Annotated in this window: 9 protein-coding genes; 2 read left to right on the top strand and 7 right to left on the bottom strand. The window is 64.5% G+C overall.

What is annotated here, in order from left to right; genetic code table 11:
• The first annotated feature begins 48 nt into the window (after window positions 1-48).
• Window positions 49-1,338: an acyltransferase family protein gene (locus FO014_RS19655; protein ID WP_160030742.1), complete on the top strand. Its 1,290-nt coding sequence runs from the start codon at window positions 49-51 to the stop codon at window positions 1,336-1,338.
• A 201-nt stretch (window positions 1,339-1,539) separates the two neighbouring features.
• Window positions 1,540-2,793, top strand: coding sequence for an EpsG family protein (locus FO014_RS19650; RefSeq protein WP_160030741.1), 1,254 nt, complete (start codon window positions 1,540-1,542; stop codon window positions 2,791-2,793).
• 16 nt (window positions 2,794-2,809) lie between these two features.
• Here the strand turns inward: FO014_RS19650 and FO014_RS19645 are convergent, their stop codons facing one another.
• The 7 genes from FO014_RS19645 to putP form a co-directional block, all read right to left on the bottom strand.
• A complete protein-coding gene (locus tag FO014_RS19645) occupies window positions 2,810-5,458 on the bottom strand; it encodes a nitrate reductase (protein WP_160030740.1) in 2,649 nt (882 codons plus the stop codon).
• The gene (gene nirB / locus FO014_RS19640) at window positions 5,455-9,603 is read right to left on the bottom strand and encodes a nitrite reductase large subunit NirB (RefSeq protein WP_160030739.1); all 4,149 of its coding nucleotides are present in this window, start codon (window positions 9,601-9,603) and stop codon (window positions 5,455-5,457) included. The genes FO014_RS19645 and nirB overlap by 4 nt, the downstream gene beginning before the upstream one ends.
• A gap of 9 nt (window positions 9,604-9,612) precedes the next feature.
• On the bottom strand, window positions 9,613-10,401 hold the full coding sequence (locus tag FO014_RS19635) for an ABC transporter ATP-binding protein (protein ID WP_111736908.1): 789 nt from the start codon (window positions 10,399-10,401) through the stop codon (window positions 9,613-9,615).
• A gap of 10 nt (window positions 10,402-10,411) precedes the next feature.
• Complete coding sequence (gene ntrB, locus FO014_RS19630; protein WP_160030738.1) at window positions 10,412-11,314, bottom strand: nitrate ABC transporter permease; 903 nt, start codon at window positions 11,312-11,314, stop codon at window positions 10,412-10,414.
• Window positions 11,311-12,588: a CmpA/NrtA family ABC transporter substrate-binding protein gene (locus FO014_RS19625; protein ID WP_160030737.1), complete on the bottom strand. Its 1,278-nt coding sequence runs from the start codon at window positions 12,586-12,588 to the stop codon at window positions 11,311-11,313. The genes ntrB and FO014_RS19625 overlap by 4 nt, the downstream gene beginning before the upstream one ends.
• 269 nt (window positions 12,589-12,857) lie before the next feature.
• On the bottom strand, window positions 12,858-14,111 hold the full coding sequence (locus tag FO014_RS19620; protein WP_160030736.1) for a nitrate regulatory protein: 1,254 nt from the start codon (window positions 14,109-14,111) through the stop codon (window positions 12,858-12,860).
• Between the two features lie 132 nt (window positions 14,112-14,243).
• Entirely contained in the window at window positions 14,244-15,728 is a 1,485-nt protein-coding gene (gene putP, locus FO014_RS19615; protein ID WP_105231548.1) for a sodium/proline symporter PutP, read from the bottom strand.
• Between the last annotated feature and the right edge of the window lie 116 nt (window positions 15,729-15,844).

Raw genomic sequence — 15,844 nt, 5'->3', positions numbered from 1 at the left:
AAACCTGCTATGCTTCGAACCACTTTGACGTGCAGAGCAGGAGGCTGAGTGAGCCAGAAACAACCAAGTAAAGAGCGCTTTATCGGCCTGGAGTGGCTGAGATTTCTGCTGGGGTGCTATGTGATGGTGTACCACACCGCCCACCAGTACCCGCAAATCCGCAGTATTCCCATGCTGCCGGAATTCACCAGCATGGGTTTTTTCGCCACCAGTACCTTCTTTATCCTGTCGGGTTTTCTGCTGAGCCACGTCTATTTCAACGGCAATCAAATGCGCGAACCGGCACGTACTTTCTGGGCTAAGCGCTTCTTTAACCTGTATCCGATCCATATTGCGGCCTTGCTGATTGCCATCCTGACGGTCACGCTGATGCAGTGGTGGGCGATCCCGCCGGAAGGCCCCGCCGCCAGCCTGCGCTTTGTGATTTACGACACCAATGAAGAGCTGGGGCGGACCAACCCGGAAATGTTCCGTCACTATATGACCAACCCGCAGCTGGCGTTTAACACGCTGCTGCAACTGCTGATGCTGCAGGCCTGGAACCCCTACTTCCTGACCTTTAACGCCCCGCTGTGGTCACTGTCTACCCTGTTCTTCTTTTACCTGCTGTTCCCGCTGCTGGCGCCGCGTCTGCTGGCCGTACGCAATAAAAAGCTGTGGTTTGTGCTGCTGTGGGGGCTGTATCTGCTGCCGGCTATATGGGTGATCTGGCAGCAGCAATATGGCATGCCGTATACCGGCCTGCTGCAGCGCGGCCCGCTGTTCCGCCTGCCGGAGTTTCTGGCCGGCATCGTCTGTTACGCCATCTTCCGTCAGCGGCGCGCCGATGCGGTGCCGCACGGCGCCGTCTGGCGCTGGGGCTGCGTCGCCTTTATCGCCGCCTGCTTTGTGATTGCCACCTTCCTGTTCACCCACGGCGGTGCCAAATATTGGTACTTCCTGCTGCATAACGGCCTGCTGCTGCCGGCGCAGTGCGCGCTGGTCTATCTGAGCGCGCTGGCCCGCACCCCGGCCAGTCGCTGGGTACAGCACTGGTCGCCACGGCTGGGGGCCGCCTCGCTGTCGATCTTCGCGCTGCACGTGCCGCTGTTTAACCTGTTCCGCACCGTTGAACAGTGGCTGCGCGGCGATCCGCTGGGCTGTTTCAGCAGTTGGAGCGCCTGTATCGCCGCCGCCGGCGAGGTGAAACTGTCGATTACCGGCTATCTGCTGTATCTGTTGCTGAGCGTGATGCTGTGCCTGTTGTTCCAGGAGCGTTTCGTCGTGCCGCTGCGCAACGCGCTGACCCGTCGCTTCCTGCCGGCCAAGCGCCAACCGATCGGCAACGGTGGCGCATAAGCGCGGCGCGCTCGCCTTTTGCCGATTTATTCGCCCCATTTCACTGAATTTCATCTCTCCCGTTTTCCTTCTTCACCCCGCTGCCAACCGGCAGCGGGGTGAAACCTGCGTCATTTCACCAAAACTCACATGCGCGCGGGAAGCGACGAATGTTAGCCTGCACTACGCATTCAGGGACATTCGGGCAACGGAGAACCGCTTATGCCAAACTCATCCGCCGCGGCCGCAGGCATGCCGGAAACGCGCTTTCCCGCGCTGGGGTGGCTGTTGCCGCCGCTGGTTTTGTGCGTCTGGTTCGCGCCTTATATCTCGCTGGTAGCGGGCTGCGGGCTGATCGCCGCCGTGATGCTGCTGCGCCAGCAGCCCAGCCGCAGCCTTAGCCTGGCCGCCTTTCTGATCCTGACGCTGATATCAGCGGTGCCGCTGGCGACCAAAACGCTGGAGCCGCGGATGAACGACAAGGTGAATTACTACCTTGAGATGCTGCAGGCCAGCGGCTACGGCCTGACGGAGTGGCTGACGCAGTTTTCCGGCGCGGACTTTCTCTCACACCTGCTGTTCAAACTGAGCGCCATGCTGTTCGGCAGCGGCAACGCCGCCTTCGCCGCTTTCTTTATTGTCAGTTTCTCGCTGCTGGCCCTGGGCGTCTATCGTCTGACGCGGGTCTACTTTGCCGTCATCCTGTTTCTGTTCTGCTGTCAGTACAATTTTCAGGGGCTGTACGGTAATCTGCTGCGTCAGGGGCTGGCGCTGTCCTTTCTGGTATTGGCGGCGGCAGAGCAGCGACGCGCGCCCATGTTGCTGTGGATTATCCTGGCCTCTTTGAGCCACTTTTCGTCCTACCTGTTCCTGCCTTTCCTGCTGCTGCCGGCGCGCTGGCGCACTATCGGCACCCTGCCGGCGCTGGCGGCGTTCGCCGCCTGCTACCTGGGCGGCACGCTGCTGATGCCCAAACTGCTGGCGCTGGTCGGCAACGACTTTCTGGCGACACGCGCCGAGGCCTACGTCAGCGGCAGCTTCGGCAATAATCCGCTGCGGAAAATTCAGATAACGCTGCTGTATATCGCCGTGGTGGAGGCGCTGTATCAGTTTTCCCGCTTTTACTTCCGCCACCGCGACCACCCGGCGCTGCAGAGCGCCTACGCGGTGCGGTTGATGTTTCTCTATACCAGCGCCATCTTCTTCACCACCAGCAGTTTTGAAGAGGTCGCTAACCGCTACTCGTTCAATATGATGATTTTCGTGCTGATCTTCATCGTCATTATCTGCGGCCAGTTGAAAGACGCCGTCAGCCGGGTGCTGCTGACGCTGCTGTGTTTCAGCCTCGGCGTCGCTTCCTATCTGTACATCAATCTGATTGGCGTACAGCAGTTTTGGTACGGCGATCTGCAGGCGCTGCTGACCGACAGCCTGCCGGCGGTGTTCGCCAAGCTACAGATCAGCGGTGCGCTGTAGTCAAAACGCCCGGCCTTCAGGCCACCTGCCGGCCGGCGTGCTGCGCCAGCAGCTTCTTCAATTCCGGCAGGCAGGAGCCGCAGTTGGTGCCGCACCGCAGCGCTTCGCCCAACGCTTCGGTGCTGCCGCAGCCCTGAGCGATCGCCGCCATAATCTGCGGCTCCCCGATGCCAAAACAGCTGCACACCGTCCGCCCCTGCGCCGCCTGCCCCGGCGCGGCGCGGCCGGCCAGCAGCGCCAGCCGCGGCGGCCCCGACGGCGGCGCCTGCTCAAAGGCCGCCAGGATTGCCGCCCGATCGAGCGCCAGCGCCTGCCGGCGCACGTAAAACGCCAGTTGCACCTCGCCCCGCCGCCAGCCGATCAGGTGATAGCCGTACTGCGACAGCGACGCACTCTGTAGCGTCAGCCCCTCCAGGCCAAAGTGCTGCTGCAGCCAGGCCTCCCAGTCCGCCACCGGCTGCTGGCCGGCCATAATAAAATGCGTCGCTTGCGCCTGCGTGACCCGGCTCCAGTAGATGCCTGCCGGCGGCGTCGCCGTGCCGCGCAAAAAGATCTCCGCCTGCCAGCAGGCAGGCCAGCGGCTGACGCGTACCGGCGCATGCTTGCTCTCCGGCTGGCCGGACAGCGCGTCGACCACCGGCGGGATCAGGCTGTCCACCCGCCCCTGCGCGGTGAAACGGTCATTCCAGTGCATCGGTACGAAGACGCTGCCGCGCCGCTGGTCCGTCGTCAGCTGCGCACGCGCGATCATCCAACCGTGGCGCGTGGCAAGGCGCGTCAGCTCGCCGTCGGCAATGTCCAGCGCCGCCGCATCCTGCGGGTGCAGCGCGCAGAATGGCTCGCTGATATGGCGCATCAGTCGCGCCGTTTTGCCGGTACGCGTCATGGTGTGCCACTGGTCACGAATGCGTCCGGTATTCAATACCAACGGGTAGCGCAGCGTCGGCGCATGCTGCGGCAGACGCGGAGCGATCGGCAGCAGCCGCGCTTTGCCGTCGGGGTGGAAGAAACGCCCGTCGGCAAACAGCCGCTGACACCCCGTCGGGTATTGCGCGTTCACCGGCCACTGCAGCGGCGTCATCTGCCGCCAGGCCTGGCGGTCAAGCCCGGCCAGCCCGCTGATATCAAACGCCCGCGTCCCCTGATTCTCAAAACCGGACAGCGCCGCATGCTCGCTGAAGATCTCGGCCGGATGGCGGTAGTCGAACGCCGCGCCGTAGCCCATGCGCTGCGCCACCTGGCTGAGGATCCACCAGTCGGCGCGCGCTTCGCCCGGCGGCGGCAGAAAAGCGCGCTGGCGGGAAATGCAGCGCTCCGAATTGGTCACGCTGCCCTCTTTCTCCCCCCATGCCAGCGCCGGCAGGCGGATATGCGCCAGCGCGGCGGTATCGGTGTCGGCCATCACCTCGGACACCACCACCAGCGGGCACTCTTTCAGCGCCTGACGCACCCGATCGGCGTCCGGCAACGACACCACCGGGTTGGTGCCCATAATCCATACCGCCTTCACCGTACCGTCGGCCACCGCGCGGAACAGATCCACCGCGTTCAGCCCCGGCCGGCGCGCAATGTTCGGCGCCTGCCAGAAACGCCGTACGCGGTCGACCTCCTCCTCGCCAAAGCCCATGTGTGCCGCCAGCTGGTTAGCCAGCCCGCCCACTTCGCGCCCGCCCATGGCATTCGGCTGACCGGTCAGCGAAAACGGCCCGCAGCCCGCCCTGCCGATGCGGCCGCCGGCCAGGTGCAGGTTGATAATGGCGTTGCATTTATCCGCTCCGCTCGACGACTGATTCACCCCCATGGAATACAGCGTCAGCCAGTTTTTCGCCTCCGCCAGCAGGTGGAAGAAGGCCGTCACCTGCGCCAGCGGCAGCTGACAGTATTGCGCCACCCGCTGTGGCGTCCATGCCTGCGCCGCCTGCAGCGCCGCCGATGCGCCTTCAGTGTGGCGTTGTAAAAATGTCTCATCCAGCAAGCCCTGCTGCGCCAGCCAGTGCAGCGCGCCGTTAAACAGCGCTGCGTCACTGCCGGGACGCAGCGCCAGATGCAGATCGGCGTCATCACAGCTGGCGGTGGCGCGCGGGTCGATCACCACCACCTTCATCGCCGGCCGCTGCTGACGGGCGCGCATCAGGCGCTGATAGAGGATCGGATGCGCCCAGGCGGCGTTGGATCCGCACAGGATCGCCACATCCGTCAATTCAACGTCCTGATAGCTGCAGGGCACCGCATCGCCGCCGAAGGCGCGTTTGTAGCCCACCACCGCCGACGCCATGCACAGACGCGAATTGGTGTCGATATTGGCCGCACCGATAAAACCTTTCATCAGCTTATTGGCGACATAGTAATCCTCCGTCAGCAGCTGGCCGGACGCGTAAAACGCCACCGCCTGCGGCCCGTGCTGCGCAATGATCTGCGCAAAGCGCCGGGCGACCGTCTCCAGCGCCTGCGGCCAATCGACCTGATGGCCGTCAACCTGCGGCTGCAGCAGCCGCCCCTGCAGATCCAGCGTTTCCGCCAGCGCGCTGCCCTTGACGCACAGCCGGCCGCCGTTGGCCGGATGCGTCGCATCGCCGCTGACGCTGATACCGTCGCCCTGCGTCGTCACCGCCACGCCGCAGCCGACGCCGCAATACGGGCAGGTGGTACAGTGCGGCGCGCTCATAACGCCGCCCCCGCCATCTCCTGCGCCTGCGCCTGCGGCTGCAGCGGGCCAGGCTCGCCGTACACCCACACCCGCTCCTGATCCACCCGCACCGGCCAGACCTCGAGGCGCACATTGCTGTCCTCCAGGCTGACGCCGTCACGCAGGCGGAAGCGCTGCTTGTACAGCGGTGAGATCACCACCGGCTCACCCGCCGCGTCGCCGAGCAGGCCGCGCGCCAGTACGTTGGCCGAACTGCCCGGTTCACGGTTGGCCAGCGCGTACACGCCGGCGCCCGGCAGGTGAAACAGCGCCACCTGTTGTCCGGCCACCCGGGCGGCGATGCCGCTGTGCGGCGGAATATCGCTCAGTGCGCACACCTCTTCCCACTGCGTCTCAGGTTCCCGCGCCGGCTGCACCTCAATCACCTGAGCGCGCGCCTCGGCCGGACGGCGCTGTCCGCGCTCCGGCTGCCACGCCACCGCCTCGTCCGGCTGGTCACTGTTGACGAACGCGCGGAACTGACGCAGTTTCTCCAGGCTGGCCAGCGTGGTTTGCCATTCACACTGGTAGCTGGCGATCACCGCCTGCATCTCGTTTTCCAGTTCGGCGGCGATGCCGAGGCTGTCCTCCAGCACCACCTGGCGCAGATAGTCCAGCCCGCCCTCCAGATTATCCATCCAGGTGCTGGTGCGCTGCAGCCGGTCGGCGGTGCGGATATAGAACATCAGGAAACGGTCGATGGTGCGGATCAGCGTCGCGCTGTCCAGATCGCTGGCAAACAGATCGGCATGGCGCGGTTTCATGCCGCCGTTGCCGCACAGGTAGAGGTTCCAGCCCTTGTCGGTGGCGATCACCCCCACGTCTTTGCTCTGCGCTTCGGCGCATTCACGCGTGCAGCCCGATACCGCCATCTTGATTTTGTGCGGCGAACGCAGCCCCTTGTAGCGGTTCTCCAGCTCAATCGCCAGCCCGGTGGAATCCTGCACGCCATAGCGGCACCAGCTGGAGCCGACGCAGGATTTCACCGTGCGCAGCGATTTGCCGTAGGCATGGCCGGTTTCGAAGCCGGCCTTCACCAGCTGTTGCCAGATCTCCGGCAGTTGCTCCAGGCGCGCGCCGAACATATCCACCCGCTGGCCGCCGGTTATTTTGGTATACAGCTGATAGCGCTGGGCAATCTGCCCGATAGCGATCAGCCCCTGCGGCGTTATTTCGCCGGCCGGCACCCGCGGCACGACCGAATAAGTGCCGTCCTTTTGAATATTGGCGAAGAAGCGATCGTTGGTGTCCTGCAGCGGCAGGTGCTGCGGCTCCAGCAGGTGTTCATTCCAGCAGGAGGCCAGAATCGACGCCGCCAGCGGCTTGCAGATTTCGCAGCCGTGGCCGCGGCCATGTTTTGCCATCAGTTCATCGAAGCTGCGGATATTGCCGACCCGCACCAAGTGGTACAGCTCCTGGCGGGAATAGGCGAAATGTTCGCAGACGTCTTTTTTCACCTCGACGCCGCGCTGCGCCAGTTCATGCTCCAGCACCTGTTTCACCAGCGCCGCGCAGCCGCCGCAGCCGGTGCCCGCCTTGGTGCAGCTTTTCACCGCCGCCAGATCGCCGCAGCCCTGTTCCACCGCCGCGCCGATATCGCCCTTGCTGACGTTATGGCAGGAGCAGATCTGCGCGCCGGCCGGCAATGCGGCCACCCCCAGCCCTTTTGGCGCCCCGCCGGCGGCGGCCGGCAGGATCAGGCTTTCCGGCGCCGCCGGCAGCGGCAGATCGTTCAGCATCATCTGCAACAGCGTGCTGTATTCGGCGCTGTCGCCCACCAACACCGCCCCCAGCAGTTTTTTGCCGTCGGCGGAGACCACCAGCTTTTTGTAGACCTCCGCCGGTCCGTCAACCCAGCTGTAGCTCTGGCTACCGGCGCTGCGACCGTGGGCGTCGCCGATTGACGCCACCTCCACCCCCAACAGTTTCAGCTTGGTGCTCATATCCGCACCGCAAAATTGCGCGACGCCGCCGGCCAGCGTATCCGCCAGCGTGCGCGCCATCTGATAGCCCGGCGCCACCAGACCGAAAATCTGCCCGTTCCACAGCGCGCACTCGCCGATGGCGAAAATCGCCGGATCGCTGGTGCGGCACTGGTCATCAATCACGATGCCGCCGCGTTCGCCCAGCGCCAGATCGGCATCCCGCGCCAGCTGGTCGCGCGGGCGGATGCCGGCGGAAAACAGGATCAGGTCGGCCTCCAGCCGCCCGCCGTCGGCAAAATGCATACTGTGACGGTGTAACAAACCGTCCTCTATCGCCCGGGTTTCCTTGCCGGTATGCACGTTGACCCCCAGCGCCTCAATTTTTTTACGCAGCATGGCGGCGCCGCCGTCGTCCAGCTGTACGCCCATCAGGCGCGGCGCGAATTCCACCACGTGGGTTTCCAGCCCCAGCTGACGCAACGCGTTGGCCGCCTCCAGCCCCAGCAGGCCGCCGCCCACCACCACGCCGACCCGGGCGCTGTCGGCGCTGGCCGCTATGGCCGCCAGATCGTCCAGCGTGCGATACACCAGACAGTCCGGCCGCTGGTTACCGGGGATCGGCGGCACAAACGGATAAGAACCGGTAGCCAGCACCAACTGGTCATAGGCGGTCTCCCGCCCTTCGCTGTCGGTGACGCACTTGCGCTGACGGTCGATGGCGCATACCCGCAGGCCCAGCCGTAGCTCAATGCCGTAGCGGTCAAAAAAACCATCTTCCACCACCGACAGCGACTGCGCGCTGCGGCCAGCAAAGAATTCGGACAGGTGCACGCGGTCATACGCCGCCACCGGTTCTTCGCCAAACACCACAATGTGGTAGCGCTGATGCAGCTCGCGCGCCACCAGCTGTTCCAGGAAGTGATGTCCCACCATGCCGTGACCGGCGACCAACAATACGGGTTTGTGCATATCGCTTTTCCTCTCGTTCGCCGTCACTGCGGCTTCACACTCTGTCCTGCCGAACAGCAGCGCCGCCGGATCCGTCACCGGGCGGCCCAGCCGTTGCAGATAAAATTGCGCGTCGCCGGCGTCGCCATACAGCAGCACGCCGTGCAGCACGCCGTCGCGCAGCAACAGGCGGCGGTAGTGCTGCGCCTGCGGATCTTCGGCGTAATGAACCTCATCGCCCTCTGCCGGCTGTACCTCGCCGGCGCACAGCATGTCGATGCCGCTGACCTTTAAGCGAGTGTTCAGCGGCGCGGGCCGGAAGGGTTCACTCGCCTGCCCGGCCAGCCGCTGCGCCAGCAGCGTCGCCTGCTGCCAGCACGGCGCCACCAGGCCGAAGGTGGTTTCCCCCAGCTGGCTGCACTCGCCCACGGCGTAGATCGCCGGATCGTCGGTCTGCTGGTGCTCGTCCACCATGATGCCGCGCTGACAGGCCAGCCCGGCCTGCTGCGCCAGCGCGATGGCCGGCCGCACGCCGGCGGCAATGACCGCCAGATCGCAGGCCAGTTCGCGCCCGTCGCTCAGTCTGGCGCCCTGCAGTTCGCCGTCGCCGTAAAAGGCGCTGACCTGCGTCGCCAGATGACTGTCGATGCCGCGCGCCGCCAGGTTGTTCTGCAGCATGCCCGCCGCGCGGGCATCCAGCTGACGCTCCATCAGCCACTCGCCCCGGTGCACCACCGCGCTGCGCACGCCACGGGCGGCCAGCGCCGCCGCCGCCTCAATCCCCAGCACGCCGCCGCCCACCACCAGCGCCCGCGCCCCCGGACGGCAGCGGCCGAGCATCGCCTCGACGTCGTCCAGCGTGCGGAAGCCGTACACGCCGGGCAGTTCAATCCCCGGCGTCGGCGGCATCCACGGCCGCGAGCCGGTGGCGAACACCAGCAGGTCATAGGCGACGCTGCCCGCACGGGTGATAACCCGCCGCGTCTGCCGATCCAGCGCCAGCGCCGTTTCGCCATGCCGCAACGCGACACCCTGCTGGCGATACCACGCCAGCGGATGCAGCAGCGCGTCGCCGAAGGATTTCTCACCCGCCAACAGCGGCGACAGCAGAATGCGGTTGTAGTTGCCGCGCGGCTCCTCACCGATCACCGTGATGGCGTAGCGCTGCGGCGCCAGCCGGCACAGCGTCTCCACCAGCCGCATACCCGCCATGCCGTTGCCGATCACCACCAGGCGTTGCTGCGTTGCCATACTCATCTCCTATGCCGCCTTGGCGTGCTTTTCGTACAAAAACGTCAGCACCTGCTGGCGGTAACGGTGATAGGCCGGGTCATCCGCCAGCGCGACGCGCGAGCGCGGGCGCTCCAGCGCTACCTGCAGAACTTCACCGACCGTGGCGGCCGGGCCGTTGGTCATCATCATCACCCGGTCAGACAGCAGCACCGCTTCGTCGACATCGTGGGTGATCAGCACGATGGTGGTATGCAGCCGCCGCTGAATATCCATCACCGCATCCTGCAGATGAGCGCGGGTCAGCGCGTCCAGCGCGCCGAACGGCTCATCCATCAGCAGGACTTTGGGCTTCATCGCCAGCGCGCGGGCAATGCCGACGCGCTGCTTCATACCGCCGGAAATTTCATGCGGCCGTTTATGCAGCGCATGGCTCATATGCACCAGCTCCAGGTTATGTTCGATCCAGTCGCGCATTTCAGCGCGGGTCATCTGGCCGCGGAACACCTGATGCACCGCCAGCGCCACGTTCTCGTAGGTGGTGAGCCACGGCAACAGCGAGTGGTTCTGAAACACCACCCCACGCTCCGGGCCGGGGCCGTCGATCTGGCGGTTATCGCACAGCAGCACGCCATCGCTCGGCAGCGTCAGCCCGGCAATCAGGTTCAGCAGCGTGGATTTGCCGCAGCCGGAGTGGCCGATCAGGCTGACGGTTTCACCCGGCTGAATATCGATGCTGACCTGATGCAGGGCGACAAACTCACCCTGCGGCGTATCAAAGCGCTGGCTGACGTTCTGGATCTGGATAATCGGTTTCATCGCGGGCTCCTTAATGGCTCTGATAACTAAAACGCTTTGCCAACCACATCAGCCCCTGCTCGAGCAGCAGGCCGACGACGCCAATCACCAGAATGGCGACGATGATGTTTTCGACGTTGAGATTGTTCCACTCATTCCAGATCCAAAAGCCGATGCCGACGCCGCCGGTCAGCATCTCCGCCGCGACGATCACCAGCCAGGCGATGCCGATCGACAGCCGCACGCCGGTCAGCACATACGGCAGCACCGCCGGGAACAGGATCTTGCGCATCACCGCCCACTCCGACAGTTTCAACACCCGCGCCACATTGAGATAATCCGCCGGGATGCGCGTGACGCCCTCGGCGGTATTGAGGATCATCGGCCAGATCGAGCAGATGAAAATGGTCCAGGTCGACGCCGGTTCGGAACGCTGAAACAGCAGCAGACCGATCGGCAGCCAGGCCAGCGGGCTGACCGGGCGCAGCAGGGAGATAATCGGCCCCAGCATATGCGCCATAAAGGCGAAGCGGCCAACCAGAAAGCCGACGGGAATGCCCACCAGCGCCGCCAGCGCAAAGCCGCCCGCCACGCGCTGCAGCGACGCCAACACGTTCCAGCCCAGCCCCTGATCGTTCGGCCCGGCGTAGTAGAACGGATCGGCAAACAGCGTCAGCGCCGCCTGCCAGGTGGCCATCGGCGTCGGGATGCCCTCGCTGTTTTGCGCGATAATCTGCCAGACGGCGAGCGCCAGCAGCAGGCCCAGCAGCGCCGGCAGCGCACGCCGCAGCAGCGGCTGCCAGCGCAGGCGGCGGCGCGGCGGCGTCTTGGTTTCCGGAACCGGGGCAGCCGCAGCCTGTACCTCTTTCAACGGGACAATCTGCGCGCTCACCGGCTCGGCGGCGGCGTCGATACGTTCAGCCAGATTTTTCATTGCCTACCTCTCACGTCACGTTTAACAGCAAAACTGTTGGCGTACGCCGCCGGGTTGCTGCCGTCCCAGCGTTTGCCATCGATCAGGGTGCTGGCGCGCATCGCGCTGCCCGGCAGGCTGACGCCGCCGACCGCCGTCGCCGCCTGCCGGTAGATATCGATACGGTTAATGCGCGTGGCGACCGCCAGATAATCCGGTTCGGCCTTCAGCAGCCCCCAGCGCTGCTGCTGGGTCAGGAACCACATGCCGTCGGACAGATACGGGAAACTCACCTCGCCGTCGTGGAAAAAGCGCATGGCATGCGCGTCCTGCCAGCGTTTGCCCAGGCCGTTCTGGTAGTCGCCCAGCATGCGCCCGGTAAGAAACGCCGCGCTGGTGTTGATGTAGGCGCGCCTCGCCAGCCGGTTGGCGCTTGCCACACGGTTGGCGTCGGAGGCGTCGATCCAGCGCGCGGCATCCAGCACCGCCGCCGTCAGGGCGCGCGCGCTGTTCGGGTGGGCGCGCACCCAGTCGTCGGTGGTGCCCAGTACCTTTTCCGGATGATCCGGCCAGATTTCCTGCGTGGTGACGGCGGTGAAGCCGATGTTTTCGGCAATCGCACGCTGGTTCCACGGCTCGCCGACGCAAAAACCGCTCATATTGCCGATCTTCATGTTCACCACCATCTGCGGCGGCGGCACCACCAGATTGCGCACGTCGTTGTAGGGGTGAATGCCGGCGTGGGCCAGCCAGTAATTCAGCCACATGGCGTGAGTGCCGGTGGGGAAGGTCTGCGCGAAGCTGTAGGCGCCCTTTTCCTCGCGGTCGATCAGCGTTTTCAACGCGGCGGCGTCACGCACGCCGGCCTGTTTCAGCTGGTTGGCCAGGGTGATGGCCTGGCCGTTATTGTTCAGCGTCATCAACACCGCCATATCGCGCTGTGGGCCGGCGGCGCCCAGCTGCAGGCCGTAAATCATGCCGTACAGCGCATGGGCGGCGTCCAGCTCGCCGGACAGCAGCTTGTCGCGCACCGCTGCCCAGCTGGCCTCTTTGCTGGGAATGATTTCGATGCCGTATTTCTCATCAAACTTTTTCACCGCCGCCATCACCACCGAGGCGCAGTCGGTGAGCGGAATAAAGCCGACGCGCAGCCGTTTTTTCTCCGGCGCGTCCGACCCTGCCGCCCAGGCGGCATTGAACAGACCCGGCGCCATCATGCTGCCGCCCAACGCCGCGCTGCCGAGCAGAAAGCGGCGGCGCGACAGCGCCATTCCCGGCGATTTGGTGTGCGTCATCAACAGCTCCTCATCTGGGTGCGAAAAACAAAAAAGGCGTCCCGTCGGCGCGCTTCACCCACGGTGAAACGCACAGAAAGGACGCCTTTATCCAAATTAGTCAGGTCATCAACCGCCGTTGGCTGATAACGCATAAAACAATGCAGTTTACGTGCCAATGTTTGTCAGCGCCGGCTGGCGCGGGCCAACGCGCACGGCGACCACGCGGTATGGCGGCGATTGCACAACGGCGAGGCATCGCCTGCACTGAGGCCGTGCAAATCCCTCGGCTATTTCCCCGGCAGGATATCCGCCACCGCCAGCATGGCGCGGGCAATATCAATCAGACGCTTATTCTGGTCCATCGCCATTTTGCGCAGCAGCTGGTAGGCGCTCTCTTCCGTCAGACCGCGATACTGAATCAGCAGGCTTTTGGCGCGATCGATTTCCCGCCGCTCCTGCAGGGTGGCGCGCGTCGCCGCCAGTTCCTCCGACAGCGTTTGCAGGCGTTGCGACTGCTGCCGGATCATCGCCATCAGCGAACGCCCCAACTGCGGATTAACGCCGTCGTCGAGCAGTGCGTCGCCGTCGGCCGCTGCGCTGACAAACACCGTATAGCCCTGCTCCGGCGCGGGCCACGTCGGCTCCTGCTGCGTCAGCGCCCGCTGCGCCGCGGCCAGGCTGGCGCGGCAGCCGTCCATCAGCGCAACCTCCAGGCGATCCTCAATCTGTTTCATCGCATCAATGCGCGCCGAGGTGATATCAAACCAGCGCAGGCTGAGATCGCCGCCGGGCTGCCGCTGGGTGCAGGCAACGCGCCGCAGGCGTTCAAACTCGCGATCGTCCTGCTGCTGCAGCCGCCGCCACTGCGCCAGCGACGCGGGGTCGGCAAACTCGGCGAAGGTGTGAAAACAGCGATCCTGTCCGTCCATCAGCTGCGGCAGCCGCTGCTGCGCCGCGTCGTCAAACTGCCCGGCGGCAAAGCCCGCCGCCCCCAGCGCCCGCTCCTGCCCGGCCAGCTCTTTACCCTGCATAAAGCTGAACATGGCGATCAGCCGGCGCGCCATGGCCGGTTCCAGGCAGGCATCCGTCGCCTCATACACCAGCGCCAGCAGGCTGTGAATGATCGCGTTAAAATGCTGCATCGCCTCGGCGGGCGTCAGGCTGCGCGCATCCGCCTGCTGACGCAGCGCCGGCAAAGCGGTGAGATGCTGCAGCGCGCCGGCGATACGGCCGAACAGCCGGCCGGCGGCCGCCAGCGGCGCGGTGGTGGCATCCATCTGCGCCAGCAGACGCTGCACCGCCCGCTCGGCCTGCGCCACATCGTCGCGCCGCGCCGCCAGCCGATCGCCGAACAGCGCACCCTGCGAGCAGAGATAAATATTTACCGTGCCCCGCTCGCGCTGCAGCATATGGATCAGTTGGCTCACCTGTCCCACCAGCTGCCCCATGTGCAGCAGCTGTTGCAGTACGGCGATCTCACAGCGTTTCGACGCCAGCAGGAAATCGGCGGCGCTGGGCGGAAAGGCGGAATTGCGGCTCATGGTGCAGGCTCCGTTCAGCTAGAATAGGCGGAAACCTGCAAAAGCCGTGCCGGGGCGTCATCGCCGGATACGGCATAAAAAAGGCCTCCACAGTGGGAGGCCGTTGGTCATCCATGCTGTCGTCAGCGGGCGTTACACGGTTTTAAATTCCGCTTCCGCCTGGTCGAAACGTTTGGTCATGGTGGCTGAAGGCTTGCGGCCCATCAGGCTGACCAGCACGATCGCGATGCTGGCGAACAGGAAGCCTGGGATGATTTCATACAGATCCAGCCAGCCGTACTGTTTCCACACCAGTACCGTGATCGCACCCACCAACATGCCGACCAGCGCGCCGTTGCGCGTCATGCGCGACCAGGTGACGGAGAGCAGCACCACCGGCCCGAAGGCGGCGCCGAAGCCGGCCCAGGCGTAGCTCACCAGCCCCAGCACCCGGTTTTCCGGGTTGGCGGCCAAGGCAATGGCGATCAATGCCACCACCAGCACCATAACGCGGCCGACCCACACCAGCTCACGCTGGCTGGCGCCTTTGCGCAGGAAGGCTTTGTAGAAATCTTCGGTAATAGCGCTGGAGCACACCAGCAGCTGGCAGCTCAGGGTGCTCATTACCGCCGCCAGAATTGCCGACATCAGGATACCGGCCACCCACGGGTTGAACAGGATCATCGCCAGTTCGATAAACACCCGCTCGCCGTTTTCCGATACGTTGCCCGCCTGCGCCGGGTTATTGGCGAAGTAGGCGATGCCGAAGAAGCCGACCGCGATGGTGCCCGCCAGACACAGGATCATCCAGGCCATGCTGATGCGGCGCGCGCTGCGGATGGTGCGGTGAGAGTCCGCCGCCATAAAGCGCGCCAGAATGTGCGGCTGACCGAAGTAGCCCAGACCCCAGCCGAGCAGCGACAGGATCGCCACCAGATTCAGCCCTTTGAGCATATCCAGGTTGGCCGGGTTCTTCGCCTCAATCACCATCATGGAGGTATCAATGCCGCCGACGGCCAGGATCACGAACACCGGCGTCAGGATCAGCGCAAAGATCATCAGGCCGGCCTGCACGGTGTCGGTCCAGCTCACCGCCAGGAACCCGCCGATAAAGGTGTACAGAATGGTCGCCGCCGCGCCGGCCCACAGCGCGGTTTCATAACTCATGCCGAAGGTGCTTTCAAACAGGCGTGCGCCGGCAACGATGCCGGAAGCGCAGTAGATGGTGAAGAATACCAGGATCACCACCGCCGAAATTATCCGCAGCAGCTTGCTGTTGTCTTCAAAGCGGCTGGTGAAGTAGTCCGGCAGCGTCAGCGCGTTGTTGTTGGCTTCGGTATGCACCCGCAGCCGGCCCGCCACCAGTTTCCAGTTCAGATAAGCGCCGATCGCCAGGCCGATGGCGATCCAGCTTTCGGAAATGCCCGACATGAAAATCGCGCCCGGCAACCCCATCAGCAGCCAGCCGCTCATATCGGATGCGCCGGCGGAGAGCGCGGTCACCACGCTGCCCAGGCTACGGCCACCAAGGATGTAATCATCGAAGTTGTTGGTCGCCCGGTAGGCGAGTAAGCCGATCAGCACCATCCCGAAGATATACACCAGGAAGGTCACCAGCATAGGTGTGCTTATTGTCATTCAACTCTCCACTTTCATTTTCCCCTTCATCCTTCGCCGGCAACGCCGTGAATTCTTTCGGGTGTTTTAATTCGCGCTGTAGTGCGGTGTCTGTCGCCTGCCGACGCGTCGGAACG

The organism is Serratia rhizosphaerae, assembly GCF_009817885.1.
In the GTDB taxonomy this organism is placed as follows: domain Bacteria; phylum Pseudomonadota; class Gammaproteobacteria; order Enterobacterales; family Enterobacteriaceae; genus Serratia_B; species Serratia_B rhizosphaerae.
The sequence above is the reverse complement of the archived record's forward strand: the minus strand, read 5'-3'. Positions and strand labels throughout refer to the sequence as shown.